This window comes from Microlunatus sp. GCM10028923 (assembly GCF_042666975.1).
In the GTDB taxonomy this organism is placed as follows: Bacteria; Actinomycetota; Actinomycetes; order Propionibacteriales; family Propionibacteriaceae; genus Microlunatus.
This window is the reverse complement of the sequence record NZ_JBHTFF010000004.1, coordinates 401,148-416,397: the sequence shown is the minus strand read 5'-3', so window position 1 is coordinate 416,397 and position 15,250 is coordinate 401,148. Positions and strand designations below refer to the sequence as shown.

Sequence of the window (15,250 nt, the reverse complement as noted above, 5' to 3'; positions counted from 1 at the left end):
GTCAGCCGCCGGCCCGTTCCCGGTGCGCGACCTCGTACTCACCGCGGATCTTGTCGCCGCCGCGGGAGCGCCAGTCCGCGACCGCCGCGTCGAAGTCGGCCATCGTGGCCCGGCCCATGATCACGTTGTCCCGGACATCAGTCAGCGCGAGCAGCAGCCGGGCGCCCTCCCGATCGTTCGTCGGCGAGTAGAGCCCGAGCGTCGGATCCTTGTACGCGACCGGGATGGTCTCCTTCTGCACCGCGTACATCGCCTTCGTCTTGTCGATGTGGCCCGGGTTGTAGAGCACGTACGGGCCGCTGGACAGGTACGCGAACTCGCCGCCCGGCTGCTCGGCCGCGATCAGCTGGTTGCCGATCGGCGCGCCGAGCTTCTCGTCCCAGCTGAAGTGGGTGCCCTCCTCGCCGTACTGGCGATAGAGGTACTCGGCGGTGCCGAACGGCGTCGCCATCCAGTCCAACACTCGGAGCAGTTCCCGGACCCGGTCCTCGGAGTCCTGCTTGGAGATCCCGCACAGCCCGCTGATCCCCGGCCCGAGCCGCTTCGGCGCGACCCCGCCGCCCTCGGCCAGCGGCGCCGCCAGGAAGCCCATGTCCATCCCGGGCAGGTTCTGCCGCAGCACACCGCTGTAGCCGACGCCGCCCCAGGCGAAGAACACCACGTTGCCGGACTGGTAAAGCTGCGGCGCGTTGATCTTGCCGAACGCGTCGGGATGGATCACCCCCGCCTGCCACTGCTTGATCGTCCAGTCCAGCGCCGCACGATATTCGTCGGTCTCGTGCATCAGCCGGAACGCGCCGTCCTGCTCGGACCAGTTGTTCGGGGCCTCGAACATGGCGCAGCCGAGGTGGTGCAGCACCTGTTCGGCGTTGCCGAAGGCGTACCGGTTCGCGGCCGCGTCGGTCACTCCGCGGGCCAGCTCCTCGACGGCCGCCAGGTCTTTCGGCTGCGGGTCGAGGCCGAGCTTCTTGATCACCTCGTTGCGGGTGATCCAGGTCGGCGTGCCGACGATGTTCTGTGGCGGAATGGTGAAGATCCGGCCCTTGAAGACGGTGTTCTGCCAGGTCGCCGGCGGCAGCGCGGCCAGGAACGGGTAGTCCGCTGCGGCGTCGCCGGACAGGTGATCGGTGAGGTCGGTGAACTTGGCCTCCAGCACGTCCGGCAGCCGCGGATAGGACGGGTTCAGCCGGACCAGGTCGGGCAGTTCGTCGCCGGCGAGGGCGGTGGACAGCCGGGCGTCGTAGTCGGCGCTCGGCGTCATGTCGACCTGCAGTTCGCAGCCGAGCCGGTCGTTCAGCCCTTGCCACCAACGGTTTGCGGCCATCGGAGTCGGTCCCTGGACCGAGATGCTGATCATGGCGGTGACGGCGCCGCCGGCGGCCGGCTGCTCGGGTACGGCCTTCGGCGCGGGCCGCGGATAGCTGAGGAACCCGTCCGGTACGCCCTCCGCGCTGCCCGGCAGATCGGGCTTCACGCCGTCGTACTTCCGGTAGGTCGGCAGCTTCACCGACGCGTTGTCCCGACCGGCCGAGGTGTCGGTCGAGCCGGAGTCCGTGCAGCCCGCGAGTCCCGGCGCGGCCAGGGCGGCCAGGCCGGCCCCGGCGAGCAATCGCCGGCGGTCGAACTTCTCCATGATCATCATCCCTTCCGGAGCCGGGTCAGCTCCTCGGTGGCCGAGGCGACCAGGTCCTCGCCGGTACCCGGGGCGGTCCAGGAAATGCTGCTGCGCCAAGTCTCGTACCCGCCGTCGGCGAACGCCGCCCGGGTCGGCAGGTAGCCGAGATGATCATTGGCGAGGCCGACCACGGCAGTGATCGGGTACGGGCTGGCCGCCTTGATCGCCAGGCCGAACTCGACGAAGACCTCGCCGGGCAGTGCGACCAGGGCGACGTCGCCGATGCCGATCACGCCGACGACGCTCGGCCGGCTCTCCGGCAGCGCGGCCAGCTCGCCGAGTTCCTTGGTGTAGTAGGGGATCAGGGCCTCCGGGATCGGCATCCCCTCGACGTAGCCGTAGTCCGCCGGCAGCCGTTCGCCGGCCGTGATCCGCCGGGCCAGGGCGAGGTCGGCCTCGCCGACCGGCCACCGCCGCGCCGTGACCGGCGCGAGCCGGGCGGAGAGCAGGGGAGCCGGATCCCGCCGGCTCATCGTCGTCGCGGTCAGGGCGGCGCCGAGCACGGCGTCGGCGACCAGGACCGATCGCCGGCTGCCGTCGGCATCGACCACCCGGTCCAGGTCGATGTTGTTGATGTCACCGGAGGCGCCGTTGGTGAGGATGCCGACGACGTCGTCGCCGAGCAGGGCGGCGACCCGTTCGGCGAAGACCCCGAAGTAGTCCGACGAGATCGAGTCGGGCTCGTCCACGCCGACGTAGTGCAGCGAGAGGTTCGCCCACAGGGCGATCGGCCGACCGGCCAGGTCCTCGACCAGCAGCGCGGTGACGGTCGGATCGACCGGCCCGGCCGGCCCGACCAGGTCGTCGCGGCCGTACCCGGGGTTCATCTCGACCGTGCCGTCCGTCCGCCGGTAGCGGCGGTTGAAACAGATCCCGGTCACCGTCCCGGTGCCGGCGGCGATCCTGGCGTCGACCCGCCGGTCCAGGGCGGCGGCTGCCGCCTCGGTGATCTTGCCCGGCAGGGTGGCGAGATAGGCATGATCGTTGATCCAGGCGCCGGCGTGATCGAACGTCGCCGGACCGTAGTGGGTGTGCGTGGCGGAGATCAGCACCCGGTCGGCCGGCACCGCCAGCCGGTCCATGATCAGCTGCTTGGCCTCGTCGACCAGGTCCTCGCGCCGGAACAACAGCAGATCGCAGCTGATCAACAGCAGCACCGTCCCGCCCTGCGCGAGGGCGAGGACCCTGATCATCAGCGGACGTTCCACCCGGGCCGAGGCGCGCGGCTCGAAGCTGCCGGCCAGCTGGATGCCGACCGGCGGCGTGATGTCGGCCGTCGCCGCGCCCGCGCTCAACCCGCTCATGGTCATCGCCCGCTCATGATCATCTTGCGGCGGGAACCGGCAGCCGGTCCAGGCCGGGCGCTCGCCACGGGTCGGCGAACCCGAGCCCGGTGAGGTCGGCGACGACGCGTTCGCGTTCGGCCTGGTAGAGCCGCCAGATGACCCGCAAGCCCTGCAGGGACGTGGGTCCGTCCGTCGGGACCGGGCTCTTGCCCTCGACGCAGTCCAGGAACTGGCCGAGTTCGCGGTCCACGTACTTGCGGTGCTGATCGGTCCGGCTCAGCGTCTTGACGCCGGACCGCGTGTAGATCCGCAGCTTGCCGGCCCTGAGGTCGGCCTCCAGCATCGCCTCGGTGCCGTGGGCGTGGATGCTGTAGCCGAGCTTGGTGCCGCGGGCGCCCCAGGTGCCGAAGTGGTAGCCGAGCGCGCCGTTGGCGAACTCGAGCGAGACGTTGCTGGTGCCCTCGCCCTCCAGCCACGGGGTGCCGCGGCGGGTGCCGACATGGGTGCCGCTGACCGGGTCGCCGAGGAACCACAGCAGCAGGTCGATGTAGTGGCAGCCGTGCGAGAACAGCTGGCCGCCGCCGAGCGTCGCGGCCGAGTGGGCCCAGTGACCGTCGGCGTACTGCGTGCGTTGTTCGGTCCAGATCGAGATCTGGAAGACCTCACCGATCTGGTTCGCGTCCAGCAGCCGTTTCAGCTCGACCACCAGCGGGTGGTAGCGCATCGGGTAGGCGACCATCAGCGTCCGGTCCACCCGTTCGGCGTGCTCGATCAGGTCGAGGCACTCGGATTCGGAGAGGGCCAGCGGCTTCTCCATCAGGACGTGTTTGCCGGCGGCCAGCAGGTCGGAGCCGATCTCGTAGTGGGTGTGGTGCGGCGTGACCACCAGGGCCGCGTCGATGTCGTCCAGCACCTCGGTGTGCTTGGCGGCGGCGCGCGCTCCGGGGAACCGGGCTGCGGCGGCCTCCGCCCGCTCGAGGTCGGGATCGACGGTGGTGACGATGTCGAGGCGGTCGGCGAGCAGGTCCATCCCACTCGCGTGGGTGCCCTCCATGCCGCCGCAACCGATGATCGCCAGGCGATGTTTCATGATCAGCCTCCCCAGGCCCGTGGCCCGTACAGCAGAACAGGTGACTCACACAGTAGAACGCCACCGAGGCGAGGGCAATGGTCCGGCTTGCCGGCCCGAGGGCCGCGAGCGCCGAAACTCCTGTCACATCAGGCCAGCCAGCGGATCGGCTCCCGGTCGTCGGGTGCGGACCGCCGGAGGCGTTCGATCTGCTCGGCGATCCGGGTCCCGGTGGACGGTTCGGACTCCGGACCGAGCACGGCGGCGACCACGGCGGCCAGGAAGACCGGCCACTTGGCCGAGGCCGGCGGCGGGCCGAGCCGGACGTCCGGGCGGCCGACCCAGTCCATGATCACGTCGCTGTCGGTCATGGCGGGATCGGAGACCACCACCCGCAGCACGGCGCCGCCGGGCCGGCTGGCCTGGAGTTGATCAAGGAACTGCTCGAACTCGAGGTCGCGCCGTTCCGGGAAGCACTCGTCCCGCGCCTCGGCCGCGGCGAGCAGTGCCGGCATCGGGTCGAAGACGCCGGCGGCGGCCGGGTCCGGGGTCGCGGGCTCACCTGCTCGCAGCCAGTACGCGAACGCGCCGTCGCCGCCGTTCAGGTAGATCCCGGCGAACCGCTCGATCTCGCCGGCGAGCACCCCGCTCTCGGACCGGGCCCGGTCCCGGTGGACGACGACGCCCCAGCGCCGCCAGACCCGGCGTACGGTCGCCGCGCTGAGCCCGAGCCGCGTGGCGAGGCCGGCGGCGGACCAGCCGCCCTCGGGCGGTGCGGTCGCGGTGGCCAGCAGGACCGGCAACTCCGGTGCGGGCGGCCGTCCGGACCGCGGCGCATCCGCGAGCACGGCCGCGCCGTCGGGCGCCGCACCGTCGGCCGCGGCCTCGAACCGGCGCCGCCAGCGGGCCACCGTCTGCCGGGCGATCCCGAGCTCCGCGGCGATCGCGACGTCGGTCCGGCCCTGGTGGGCCAGCAGAATGATCTTGGCCCGGAGTCCGGCCGGGCCGCCGGCCTGCGCCGCCCGGCGCAAGGACATGATCGTTTCGGCGGACAACGGCCGCTGCTCGACTGGCACTCCCTGACCCCGATGTGAGTGGTACGCGTTGTTAGCGGACTTATTGTCGTCCCGCGCGGCCGGGGTCTTCTGATCTTGTAACCCAACCGTTACCCGGTCGGGAAGTCGGCTCGCAGATTGATCTGTGAATAGCCGACGTGCCGGGTCAGCGGGTCGGCGGCCAGGGCCGCGTCGGTGAGCGGGAGCAGGGACCGGGTCTCGTTGTAGCAGCGCACGTACGCCTCGGCGAAGTTCACCCCGGCGACCCGGCCGTGCTCGCCGTTGTTGGACTCGATCAACTTCCGTGCGAACAGCCCGTCGTAGCCCTGGGAGGCGAAGCAGTCCATCGCCGCGACCTTCTTCGCGATCACCGGCGTGATGTCGATGTAGAGGTCGTTCCGCGAGCCGTGCAGGCTGAGCGCGTCGGTGACGAAGACCGGGTAGGAGGTGAAGAACACCTGCCGGACGTTGACCTCGGCGGTGCCGTCGAGGTTCTTCAGCAGTCGCGCCGCGCGGCCGATCGCCGCCAGCGCCGCCATCGTCGCGGTGGTGTGCGTGTTCGCGGTCTGGGCAGCGTTCAGCGGGTAGTCGCAGATGATCACGTCGGGGCTCTCCCGGGCGATCAGCTCGGCGGTCTGGTCGACCAGGTCCTCGGGCACCGCGGCGAGCTCGTCGTCGTGATCGAGGGTGTGCACCCGCGTGATGCCGACGATCTCGGCGGCCCGCTCCAGCTCGGCCTTCTTGTTCGCGATGATCGCGGCGGTGTCGGCCCGGACGATCTCCGCATCCGGGTCGTCCTTGCGCCACTCCTCGGCGTACTTGTTCGGGTGGATCCGGCCGCCGTGGGTCAGGATCAGCGCGACCACCTCGTCGCCGGCCTCGGCGTGCCGGGCCAGGGTCCCGCCGCAGTTGGTGATCGTGTCGGCGGGGTGGGCGTAGATCGTCATGATCTTCACGAGTACGGATTCAACGCAGAACATCGTTTCATGTCAAGCGTTCCCTTCTCCGGGACCGGCTGGGATCATGGGCGGATGATGATCACCGAGGTCCGATCGGTGCTGCTCACCGGTCCGTGCACCGACGATCCCTGGCTCAGCGTCTTCAAGCAGTCGCGCACCGTCGCGTTGATCGAGATCGTGACCAGCGCCGGCGTGGTCGGGGTGGGGGAGACGTATGCCGGCTACTTCTTCCCGGAGAGCGTGCCGCTGATCGTCGACTACCTGCGGCCGATCCTGATCAACGCCGAGGCCTTCGACGGCGAGAGCCTCGACGTCGGTCTGCTGGCCGGCCGCCTGCGCACCTGCTGTCAGTACTGGGGCCGGACCGGCCTCGGCGCGGCCGTGATCTCCGGGATCGAGGCGGCACTGATCGATCTCCGGGGCAAGCTGCTCGACCTGCCGGCGCACCGGTTGCTGGGGTCCGACGCGGAGACGCCGGAGTGGCTGCCCGCGTACGCGACCGGCGGGCCGTCGCCCTGGCCGGCGGCGCAGCTGATCGAGAAGGTCGATTTCTATCTGGGGTTGGGATTCACGGCGTTCAAGGTGGCGTCGGGCTACCTCGACTCGGCCACCCGGGAGGAGGTGCCGGCCGGTTCTGCGGAGGCCGCGGCCGAGCTGGAGGCGTCGAAGCTGGAACTGCTCCGTGATCACGTCGGCGCCGAGGTCGGGATCCTGCTGGACGGGCACATGGGACACCGCGAGGGCCCCGACCGCTGGGACCCGGCGACCGCGCTGCTGGTGCTGGACGCCGTCGCCCCGTTCCGGCCGGTCTTCTTCGAGGAGCCGCTGGCGTACCACGACCTCGACGGTTACGCCGAGCTCGGGCGGCGGTCCGCGGTTCCGGTCGCCGGCGGCGAGCAGTTGTCCAGCTATGCGGAGTTCCTGCCGTTCCTGCAGCGGGAGGCGTTCGCGGTGGCCCAGCCGGACGCGGCCTGGCTCGGCATGATCGACTTCGTCCGGGTGGCCCGGCACCAGCAGGACCGCGGCCGCTCGGTGGCGCCGCACGCCTGGGGTGGTGGTGCGGCCGTCCTGCAGAACGTGCACGCCGCCTTCGCCTCGCCGAACACCGCGATCGTCGAACTGCCACCGGCCGCCGGACCCCTGCACACCGAACTGTGGGGCGACGCGCTCGAACTGGTGGACGGCCGGGTCCGCCGGCCGGACCAGCCCGGCCTCGGCGTCCGGCTCACCGACACGGTGAAGGAGCGGTTCCCGTTCCGGCCCGGGATGGAGGAGTTCTCCAGCGTGCCCGGAAAGCTGATGCGCAGTTGAGTCCTACGGGGCCGAGCGGCGCGCCAGCTTGTCCAGGTCGCGCACGCAGAAACTGTGGTGGGCCCACTCCTCGTTGAGTACGGTGCCGAGGCATTGCCGGACCGAGCGGCCCTTGGCGTACGGGGGCCAGCGGTCGTCGTCCGGCACCGGCGCGGGCCGGGCGAGTTGATCATCGGTGACCTCGGCCAGCCATGCGGCGAGCTCGGCAGCCTGCCGGTCGCGCACGGTGATCACGTCCTCGAGGCTCGGCCGGGCGGCCGCGTCCAGCCCCAGACCCTCCTGGTCGGGCACCGCCGGATTGGCTAGGCCGATCGCCGTGAACGGTTCGGTCAACCCGAGCACACAGCGCCGGAACCAGGAGTCGTGGACGAAGACGAGGTGGCGCAGCGTCTCGACCATCGACCACTCGCCGTCGACTTGGTGATCTTCGCTGCCTTCGGCCATGGCCCGGACCCGCTCGGTCGTCGTCGCCCAGGTGGCGGTCAGTTGTCGCCACGCCTCGCGTAGGTCGGCCGGCTCGTCGGAACGGAGCAGCAGCCGCACCGGATGCCGGCGATCGAGCTCCGCCTCGACGTACCCCATCACCTCGATGCCGTTCACCACCAGGTTGGTCACCAGGCCGTCGATCTCGGCGTCCTGCAGGACCACGCCGACCAGTCGCGCGCCGGTCAGGTCGCACTCGCGGAACTCCGCGCGGGTGAGGTCTTCGTCAACGAATCGTCTCATCCGGACAGGCTAGGCCCGACCACTGACAGCGCGGCTGCCGAGCTAGCGGGACTTGGCCAGCTCGGTGAGGGCGGACTCGGCGGCCTCCAGGGTCTGGTCGATGTCGGCCTGGGTGTGGGCACCGGAGACGTGGTTGCGCTTCAGCGAGAGCGGCAGCATCAGGACGCCCCTGTTGATCATGGCGCGGTGGAAGTCGATGTAGGCCTGGTGATCGTTGTCCAGCAACTCCCGGTAGCCGGTCGGGCGCTCCGGCGTGAAGTAGAGGTTGAACACGCCGCCGAACCCGGCCGCGTGGGCCGGCAGTCCGAGGTCGTCGACGATCCGGGTCAGGCCGGCCCGGAGTTGATCACCGAAGTCCCGGGTCCGGGTGTAGAAGTCCGGATGATCGGCGAGATGGTCCAGGGTGGCCAGTGCGGCGACGCAGCCCAGCGGGTTGCCGTTGAAGGTTCCGGCCAGCAGTACGTCGCCGCCGCGGCCGTTGAAGTGCTCCATCAGGTCGCGCCGGCCGGCCAGTCCGCCGACCGGGTAGCCGTTGGCCATGCCCTTGCCGAAGGTGGTCAGGTCCGGCGTCACGCCGCAGAGCTGCTGGTAGCCGCCGAGGGCGTGCCGGAATCCGGTGATCACCTCGTCGAAGATCAACACGGTGCCGGTCGCGGTGCACAGCTCGCGCAGTCCCTGGACGAACTCGTCGGTCGGCACCAGGGCGCCGACGTTGTGCGGGATCGGCTCCAGGATGATTCCGGCGACCTGGCCGTCGTGCTCGCCCAGCAACGACTTCACCGAGCCGAGGTCGTTGAACTCCGCGATCAGGGTCGACTCCAGCGCCTCCGGCAGGATGCCGGCGGACAGCGGGTCCAGCCCGTACGCCTTGTCCGGCGTGGAGATCACGTTCCGGGCCACCGGATCGTGCCAGCCGTGGAAGCCGCCCTGGAACTTGATGATCTTGCGTCGGCCGGTCGCCGCGCGGGCCAGCCGGATCGACTGGGCGGTCGCCTCCGAGCCGCTGACCGTCGCGATCATGCTCTCGGCACTCGGGATGATCGAACAGATGCGGTCGGCCAGGGCCACCTCGAGCTCGGTGACGCCGAGCCCGGACAGGTCGAGCCCGCCGACGGCGTCCCGGATCGCCCGGTTCACCGACTCCTCGTTGTGGCCGAGCAGGATCGCCCCGAACGCCGCGTGGTAGTCGAGATAGTCATGGCCGTCGAGGTCGGTCAGATAGGCCCCCGAGGCCGACGCGAAGGCGTACGGTTCCCCGATGTAGCGCGTTGCCGAGTTCACCCCGCCGGGAATGACCCTGGCCGCTGCTTCGGCCAACGCACGTCCCCGCGGTACGTCGGATGGCTGCCGGATCATCGAGACCTCACCTTCGCCAGTAACAGAGTCGTTACGTGGAATAGTGTTCCATACTGCTCCGTTTCTGGGACTATAGCTGAGGCGTCCGAGTCGGTTCAATCGCGCAGCAAGGACGCCTGGACGATGCTTGACCGTGTCGCCGTACGTGGAATACATTTTCATGATGTCCGGGGAGCCGGACCTCGCCGAAGTGAGGTAACCGATGAAGAGACTCACCAGGTTCGGGCTAGGCCTCTGCATTGCACTGGTCCTCGCCGTCACCGCCTGCACCGGGCCGGCCACCGAAACGCCGGGAGCACCGGGTACGGGCAGCGGATCCGCGTCCGGCGGGGGCACGGTCAACATCTATCTGTACCAGGAGCCGGCCGGCATCTTCGGCCCGCTGGCGCCGGCCAGCGGTCCCGACGGACAGGTCAACTCGTTGATCTTCCAGGGCCTGCTCGGCGCCGACCCGAATTTCGAGCTGCAGCCGATCCTGGCCGACTCGTACGAGATCAGCCCGGACGCCAAGACGTTCACCTTCAAGCTGAAGCCCGGCCTGAAGTGGAACGACGGCGAGCCGCTGACCTCGGCCGACGTGCTGTTCACCTACAACGCCGTGGCGAACCCGAAGGCGAAGAGCGCCGCGGCCAGCATGTTCAGCAGCATCGTCGGGGCCAAGGAGGTGACCGACGGCAAGGCCGACACGGTCTCCGGCATCACGGCCCCCGACGACCAGACCGTCGTGGTCAAGACGGCCGAGCCGAACTTCGGCCTGCTGGCCCAGATCGGCCCGACCTGGATCATGCCGAAGCACGTGCTCGGCGACATCCCGATCGGTGAGCTGTACGACAACGAGTTCTTCCGCAAACCTGAGGTGACCAGCGGTCCGTTCAAGTTCGTCGAGTACAAGACGAGCCAGTACGTCCACGTGGTGGCCAACGAGAACGCGACCCCGAAGCCGAAGCTGTCCGAGGTCTACCTCAAGCCGATGACGTCCGACGTGGCGACCGCCGCGCTCGGCAACGGCGAGCTCGACGTGGCCACCGTCTCGCCGCTGGACCTGGAGACGATCAAGGGCTTCGACCAGGTGGCGGTGCAGGAGAAGCTGGGCGCCGGCTTCGTCCGGCTCGGCCTGAACCAGTCCCGTGATCATTTCAAGGACGAGCGGGTCCGGCAGGCGTTCCTCTACGCGACCAACCGGGCCGATCTGGTGCAGAAGGTGCTGCTCGGCAAGGCGGTCGTGCAGAACTCCGACTTCTACACGCCGCGGGCGCCGAAGGACCTCAACGAGTACGCCTACGACCCGGCCAAGGCGAAGCAGTTGCTGGCCGACGCGGGCTGGGACTCCAGCAAGGAGATCGACCTGATGTGGGTGCCCGGTCAGCGCGACCGGGACGCCAGCGCGACGATCGTGCAGAGCCAGCTCAAGGAGGTCGGAGTCAACGTCAAGCTGCGCCAGGTGCAGCCGTCCGAGATCTCCAAGATCTACGGCGACAAGGACTTCGACATGGTCCTCTACGGCGGCGGCAACTACGCGATCAGCTCCGACAACGTCTCGGTGATCACCTCCTGCGCGAAGCACTATCCCAACGGCGGCAACATCAACTACTTCTGTGATCCGGCGCTGGACAAGATCATGAAGGAAGCCAACGGCACCGTCGACGAGACCAAGCGCAACGAGCTGTACGCGCAGGCCGCCAAGATCTCCAACGAGAAGGCCGATCTGTTCTGGCTCTACAGCCCGATGGGGCTGTGGGCGGTGAACAAGCGGGTGCAGGGGTTCCAGGCGCCGGGCTCGCAGGAGGTCCCGTTCTGGGATCCGGCCAGCTGGTCGATCAGCGGCCAGTGATCCAGGAGTGGGGATCATGACGGGGATGGGACACGCGTGGGCTCGTACCTGATTCGACGCCTGCTGATCAACCTCGGGGTGTTCTGGGTGATCAGCGTCGCGATCTTCGCGCTGACCCGGGCGACGCCGGGTGACCCGATCGCGATGATGATCCCGCCGGAACTGCTCAACTCCGGCTCGGCGGAGTACATCGCTGCCCGCCGGGCCGAGTTGGGCCTGGACCAGCCGGTGGTGCTGCAGTACCTGCGCTGGGCCGGGAACGCGCTGACCGGCGACCTCGGCTACTCGATGGTCAACGGCCGTCCGGTCACCGAGCTGCTGCTGGAGCGGCTCGGGCCGACGATCGAGCTGATGGGCGTCGGGATGATCTGCTCGATCCTGATCGCGTTCCCGCTGGGCATCATCGCGGCGGTCCGGCGGAACACGTTCGTCGACTACATCGCGACGTTCTTCAGCCTCGGCATCGTCGCCTTCCCGGTGTTCTTCATCGCGCTGGTCGCGATCTTCGTGTTCACCCTGCAGTTCCCGATCCTGCCGTCGTCCGGGATCACCGACCCGACCAACCCGACGTTGCTCAACACGTTGCGGCACCTGGTGCTGCCGGCGCTGATCCTGGGCATCGGCAACTCGGGCCGGCTGATGCGCTACGTGCGGTCCAGCCTGTTGTCGGAGCTGGACTCCGACTACGTCCGGACCGTCCGGGCCAAGGGCGCCTCGCCCCGGCTGGCCGTCCTGCACGGCCTGCGCAACTCGCTGATCCCGGTGATCACAATCCTCGCCTCCGACCTGTCCCACCTGGTCGCCGGTGCCGTCGTGATCGAGCAGATCTTCGCCTGGCCCGGCATGGGCCGGCTCGCGGTCACCGCCGTCGCGCAGAACGACTACTCGGTGATCATCGGGTTCGCGCTGGTCGGCGCCGTGATGGTGCTGGCCTCCAACCTGCTGGCCGACATCCTCTACACGGTGGTCGATCCGAGAGTGAGACTGCAATGAGTACGGTGGCCCCGCTGGCCTCGGATCGGGCCGCGGCAACCCCGACCGTCGGCGGCGGTCACCGGTCGCCGGGCCGGATGGCGTTGCGCCGGTTCCTCCGGCACCGCGCCGCCGTGGTCAGCCTGGTGGTGCTGGCGTTGATCATCCTCGCGGTGCTGTTCGCCGACGTGATCGCGCAGCACCAGCCGAACGCGACCGACCTGTCGGCGATCCGGGCCAAACCGAGCGGCGAGCACTGGCTGGGCACCGACGCGACCGGACGGGACGTGTTCGCCCGGGTGCTGCACGCCGGCCGGGTCTCGCTCGGGGTCGGGCTCGCGTCGGCCGCACTCGCCGTCGTGCTCGGTGTCGTGCTGGGCAGCCTGGCCGGCATGTTCGGCGGCTGGGTGGACGGGCTGATCATGCGGCTGGCCGACATCTTCCTGTCCTTCCCGTCGCTGGTCGTCATGATCGTCCTGGCCGGCATCCTCGGCCCGAGCGTGGTGACCATGATCATCGCGATCGGCGTGTTCCAGTGGCCGATCTGTGGCCGGCTGGTCCGCGGCAGTGCGCTCTCGGTCCGGGAGAACGAATACATCCTGGCCTCCCGGGCGACCGGTGCCCATCCGTGGTGGGTGATCACCCGGCACATCCTGCCGGCGGTGCTGCCGCCGGTCGTGGTCGCCGGCACCCTGTCGGTGGCCGGCTCGATCGGGCTGGAGGCGACGCTGTCGTTCCTCGGCCTCGGCATCCAGCCGCCGACCGCGAGCTGGGGCAACATGCTGAACGAGGCGCAGTCGCTGACCGTGATCCGCAACCAGCCGTGGCTCTGGCTGCCGCCGGGTCTCGCGGTCGCGGTCACCGTGCTCGGCGTCAACTTCATCGGCGACGGCCTGCGTGACGCCCTCGATCCGAAGCAGGGTGGACGATGAATTCACCTCAGACGACGGCCGATCTGCTCAGTGTTTCCGATCTTGCCGTGGAGTTCCGGACCGAGGACGGGACGGTGTACGCCGTCGACGGGATCTCCTTCCAGGTCAGGGCCGGTGAGCTGCTGGCCATCGTCGGCGAGTCCGGTTCCGGCAAGAGCGTGACCGCGCTCTCGCTGGTCGGCCTGCTCGACCGCAAGGCCCGGGTCACGGGTTCGATCGCGCTCGACGGCGAGGAGCTGACCGGCGCGTCGGAGCAGCGGATGCAGGCCGTCCGCGGCGGCCGGATCGGGATGATCTTCCAGGACCCGATGACGGCGCTGAACCCGGTGATGACGATCGGCGCCCAGCTGGCCGAGGCGATCCGGCTGCACGCGGGCAAGGGCGGCCGGCGCGCGATCGACAAGGCGGCCCTCCAGGAGCGCTGCCAGGGATTGCTGGAGTCGGTGGGCGTCGCCAACCCGGCCCAGCGGCTGCGCCAGTATCCGCACGAGTTCTCCGGCGGCATGCGGCAGCGGGCCATGATCGCGATGGCGATCGCCAACGACCCGGACCTGATCATCGCCGACGAACCGACCACGGCCCTGGACGTGACGATCCAGGCCCAGGTCCTTGATCAACTCCGGAAGGCGCAGCGGGAGACCGGGGCCGCCGCGATCCTGATCACGCACGACCTCGGGGTGGTGGCCGAGCTGGCCGACCGGGTGATCGTCATGTACGCGGGCCGGATCGTCGAGACCGCCGGGGTGCACGAGCTGTTCCGGCAACCGCGGCACCCGTACACGATGGGGCTGCTGGCCAGCCTGCCGACGCTCGACTCCGAACTGACCCGGCTGCATCCGATCCCGGGCAGCCCGCCCGACGTCAGCCAGCCGATCACCAGTTGCCCGTTCCAGCCGCGCTGTCCGATGGCCGTGGATCGCTGCCGGACCGAGGATCCGGGCCTGGTCGAGGTCGCCGACGGACACCTCGCGGCGTGCTTCCGTACCGACGAACTGATCGGGCGGACGCCGGAGCAGGTCTTCGTGCGGACCGTCGTCGAGGCGGAGGAGCCGGACGAACCGGCCACGGCCGCGGAGGCGTCGCGATGACCGAGTTGTTGAGGGTGCAGGGGCTGGTCAAGCACTTCCCGATCCGCAAGGGCGTGCTGCGCCGGCAGGTCGGCTGGGTGCGCGCCGTCGACGGCCTCGACTTCGGCGTGGCCGCCGGGAAGACGCTGAGCCTGGTCGGCGAGTCCGGCTGCGGCAAGTCCACGACCGGGCGGCTGCTGGCCCGGCTGATCGAGCCGACCGAGGGCCGGGTCTGGCTGGAAGCGGACGAGCTGACGGCGCTGCCGCCGGCCCGGCTGCGGGCCCGCCGGCGGGACATCCAGATCATGTTCCAGGACCCGTTCTCGTCGCTGTCGCCGCGGCTCACCGTCGCGGAAATCATCGCGGAACCCCTTCGGGTGCAGGGTTTATACCGCTCCGTCGGCGGCCGGAACCGGGTCCTCGAACTGCTGGAGCTGGTCGGGCTCCGGCCCGAGCACGCGTACCGCTATCCACACGAGTTCTCCGGCGGGCAGCGGCAGCGGATCGGGCTGGCCCGGGCCCTCGCGCTGGAGCCCAAGGTGTTGATCTTGGACGAGCCGGTCAGCGCGCTCGACGTGTCGGTGCAGGCTCAGGTGGTGAACCAGCTGCAGGACCTGCAGCAGCGGCTCGGCCTCGCCTACGTCTTCATCTCGCACAACCTTTCCGTGGTACGGCATCTGTCCGATCAGATCGCCGTGATGTACCTCGGCATGATCGTCGAGCAGGGCAGCCGGGAGCAGCTCTACCAGCGGCCGCGGCACCCGTACACGAAGGCTCTGTTGTCGGCGGTGCCGATCCCGGATCCGGACCGGCGGGACGACCGGGAACGGATCCGGCTGACCGGCGACGTGCCCAGCGTCAGCAATCCGCCGAGCGGCTGCCGGTTCCGGACCCGCTGCTGGAAGGCGCAGGACGTGTGTGCGACGACACCGCCGCCGCTGACCGAACTCACCGCGGACGGGCACCTTTCGGCCTGCCACTTCCCCGAGAACGTCGATCATGACAACTAAC

General features: G+C 69.7%; 13 protein-coding genes. 6 read left to right on the top strand and 7 right to left on the bottom strand.

All coding sequences use genetic code 11. The features are described from left to right. Window position 1: 1 nt before the first annotated feature. From ACFQU4_RS12195 to ACFQU4_RS12175, 5 genes are all read right to left on the bottom strand, one after another. Window positions 2-1,633, bottom strand: a complete 1,632-nt coding sequence (locus tag ACFQU4_RS12195; protein ID WP_377491702.1) for a hypothetical protein — start codon at window positions 1,631-1,633, stop codon at window positions 2-4. Between the two features lie 5 nt (window positions 1,634-1,638). Beyond that, window positions 1,639-2,985 (bottom strand): hypothetical protein, encoded by a 1,347-nt coding sequence (locus ACFQU4_RS12190; protein ID WP_377491699.1) that lies wholly within the window; start codon window positions 2,983-2,985, stop codon window positions 1,639-1,641. A 13-nt stretch (window positions 2,986-2,998) separates the two neighbouring features. Further along, window positions 2,999-4,051: a Gfo/Idh/MocA family protein gene (locus tag ACFQU4_RS12185; protein WP_377491696.1), complete on the bottom strand. Its 1,053-nt coding sequence runs from the start codon at window positions 4,049-4,051 to the stop codon at window positions 2,999-3,001. A gap of 128 nt (window positions 4,052-4,179) precedes the next feature. Next, window positions 4,180-5,085 (bottom strand): helix-turn-helix domain-containing protein, encoded by a 906-nt coding sequence (locus ACFQU4_RS12180; protein ID WP_377491693.1) that lies wholly within the window; start codon window positions 5,083-5,085, stop codon window positions 4,180-4,182. Between the two features lie 110 nt (window positions 5,086-5,195). Next, window positions 5,196-6,032, bottom strand: a complete 837-nt coding sequence (locus tag ACFQU4_RS12175) for a PIG-L deacetylase family protein (protein WP_377492257.1) — start codon at window positions 6,030-6,032, stop codon at window positions 5,196-5,198. Between the two features lie 39 nt (window positions 6,033-6,071). On the opposite strand from ACFQU4_RS12175, the gene ACFQU4_RS12170 reads away from it, so the two are divergent. Further along, a complete protein-coding gene (locus ACFQU4_RS12170; protein ID WP_377491690.1) occupies window positions 6,072-7,355 on the top strand; it encodes a mandelate racemase/muconate lactonizing enzyme family protein in 1,284 nt (427 codons plus the stop codon). 3 nt (window positions 7,356-7,358) lie between these two features. Here the strand turns inward: ACFQU4_RS12170 and ACFQU4_RS12165 are convergent, their stop codons facing one another. Next, window positions 7,359-8,081, bottom strand: a complete 723-nt coding sequence (locus tag ACFQU4_RS12165) for a DinB family protein (RefSeq protein WP_377491687.1) — start codon at window positions 8,079-8,081, stop codon at window positions 7,359-7,361. A gap of 42 nt (window positions 8,082-8,123) precedes the next feature. Further along, entirely contained in the window at window positions 8,124-9,437 is a 1,314-nt protein-coding gene (locus ACFQU4_RS12160) for an aspartate aminotransferase family protein (protein WP_377491684.1), read from the bottom strand. Window positions 9,438-9,639: 202 nt separating this feature from the next. Between ACFQU4_RS12160 and ACFQU4_RS12155 the strand changes: the two genes are divergently transcribed. Genes ACFQU4_RS12155 through ACFQU4_RS12135 form a run of 5 tightly spaced genes read left to right on the top strand, consistent with a single transcriptional unit; the run spans window position 9,640 to window position 15,249 of the window. After that, window positions 9,640-11,268: an ABC transporter substrate-binding protein gene (locus ACFQU4_RS12155; RefSeq protein ID WP_377491681.1), complete on the top strand. Its 1,629-nt coding sequence runs from the start codon at window positions 9,640-9,642 to the stop codon at window positions 11,266-11,268. A gap of 36 nt (window positions 11,269-11,304) precedes the next feature. Beyond that, window positions 11,305-12,261, top strand: coding sequence for an ABC transporter permease (locus tag ACFQU4_RS12150; protein WP_377491678.1), 957 nt, complete (start codon window positions 11,305-11,307; stop codon window positions 12,259-12,261). Next, entirely contained in the window at window positions 12,258-13,172 is a 915-nt protein-coding gene (opp4C, locus tag ACFQU4_RS12145; RefSeq protein WP_377491675.1) for an oligopeptide ABC transporter permease, read from the top strand. Before ACFQU4_RS12150 ends, opp4C begins: the two co-directional genes overlap by 4 nt. Then, window positions 13,169-14,260: an ABC transporter ATP-binding protein gene (locus ACFQU4_RS12140; protein ID WP_377491672.1), complete on the top strand. Its 1,092-nt coding sequence runs from the start codon at window positions 13,169-13,171 to the stop codon at window positions 14,258-14,260. Before opp4C ends, ACFQU4_RS12140 begins: the two co-directional genes overlap by 4 nt. Further along, on the top strand, window positions 14,257-15,249 hold the full coding sequence (locus ACFQU4_RS12135) for an ABC transporter ATP-binding protein (RefSeq protein WP_377491669.1): 993 nt from the start codon (window positions 14,257-14,259) through the stop codon (window positions 15,247-15,249). Before ACFQU4_RS12140 ends, ACFQU4_RS12135 begins: the two co-directional genes overlap by 4 nt. Window position 15,250 lies beyond the last annotated feature (1 nt).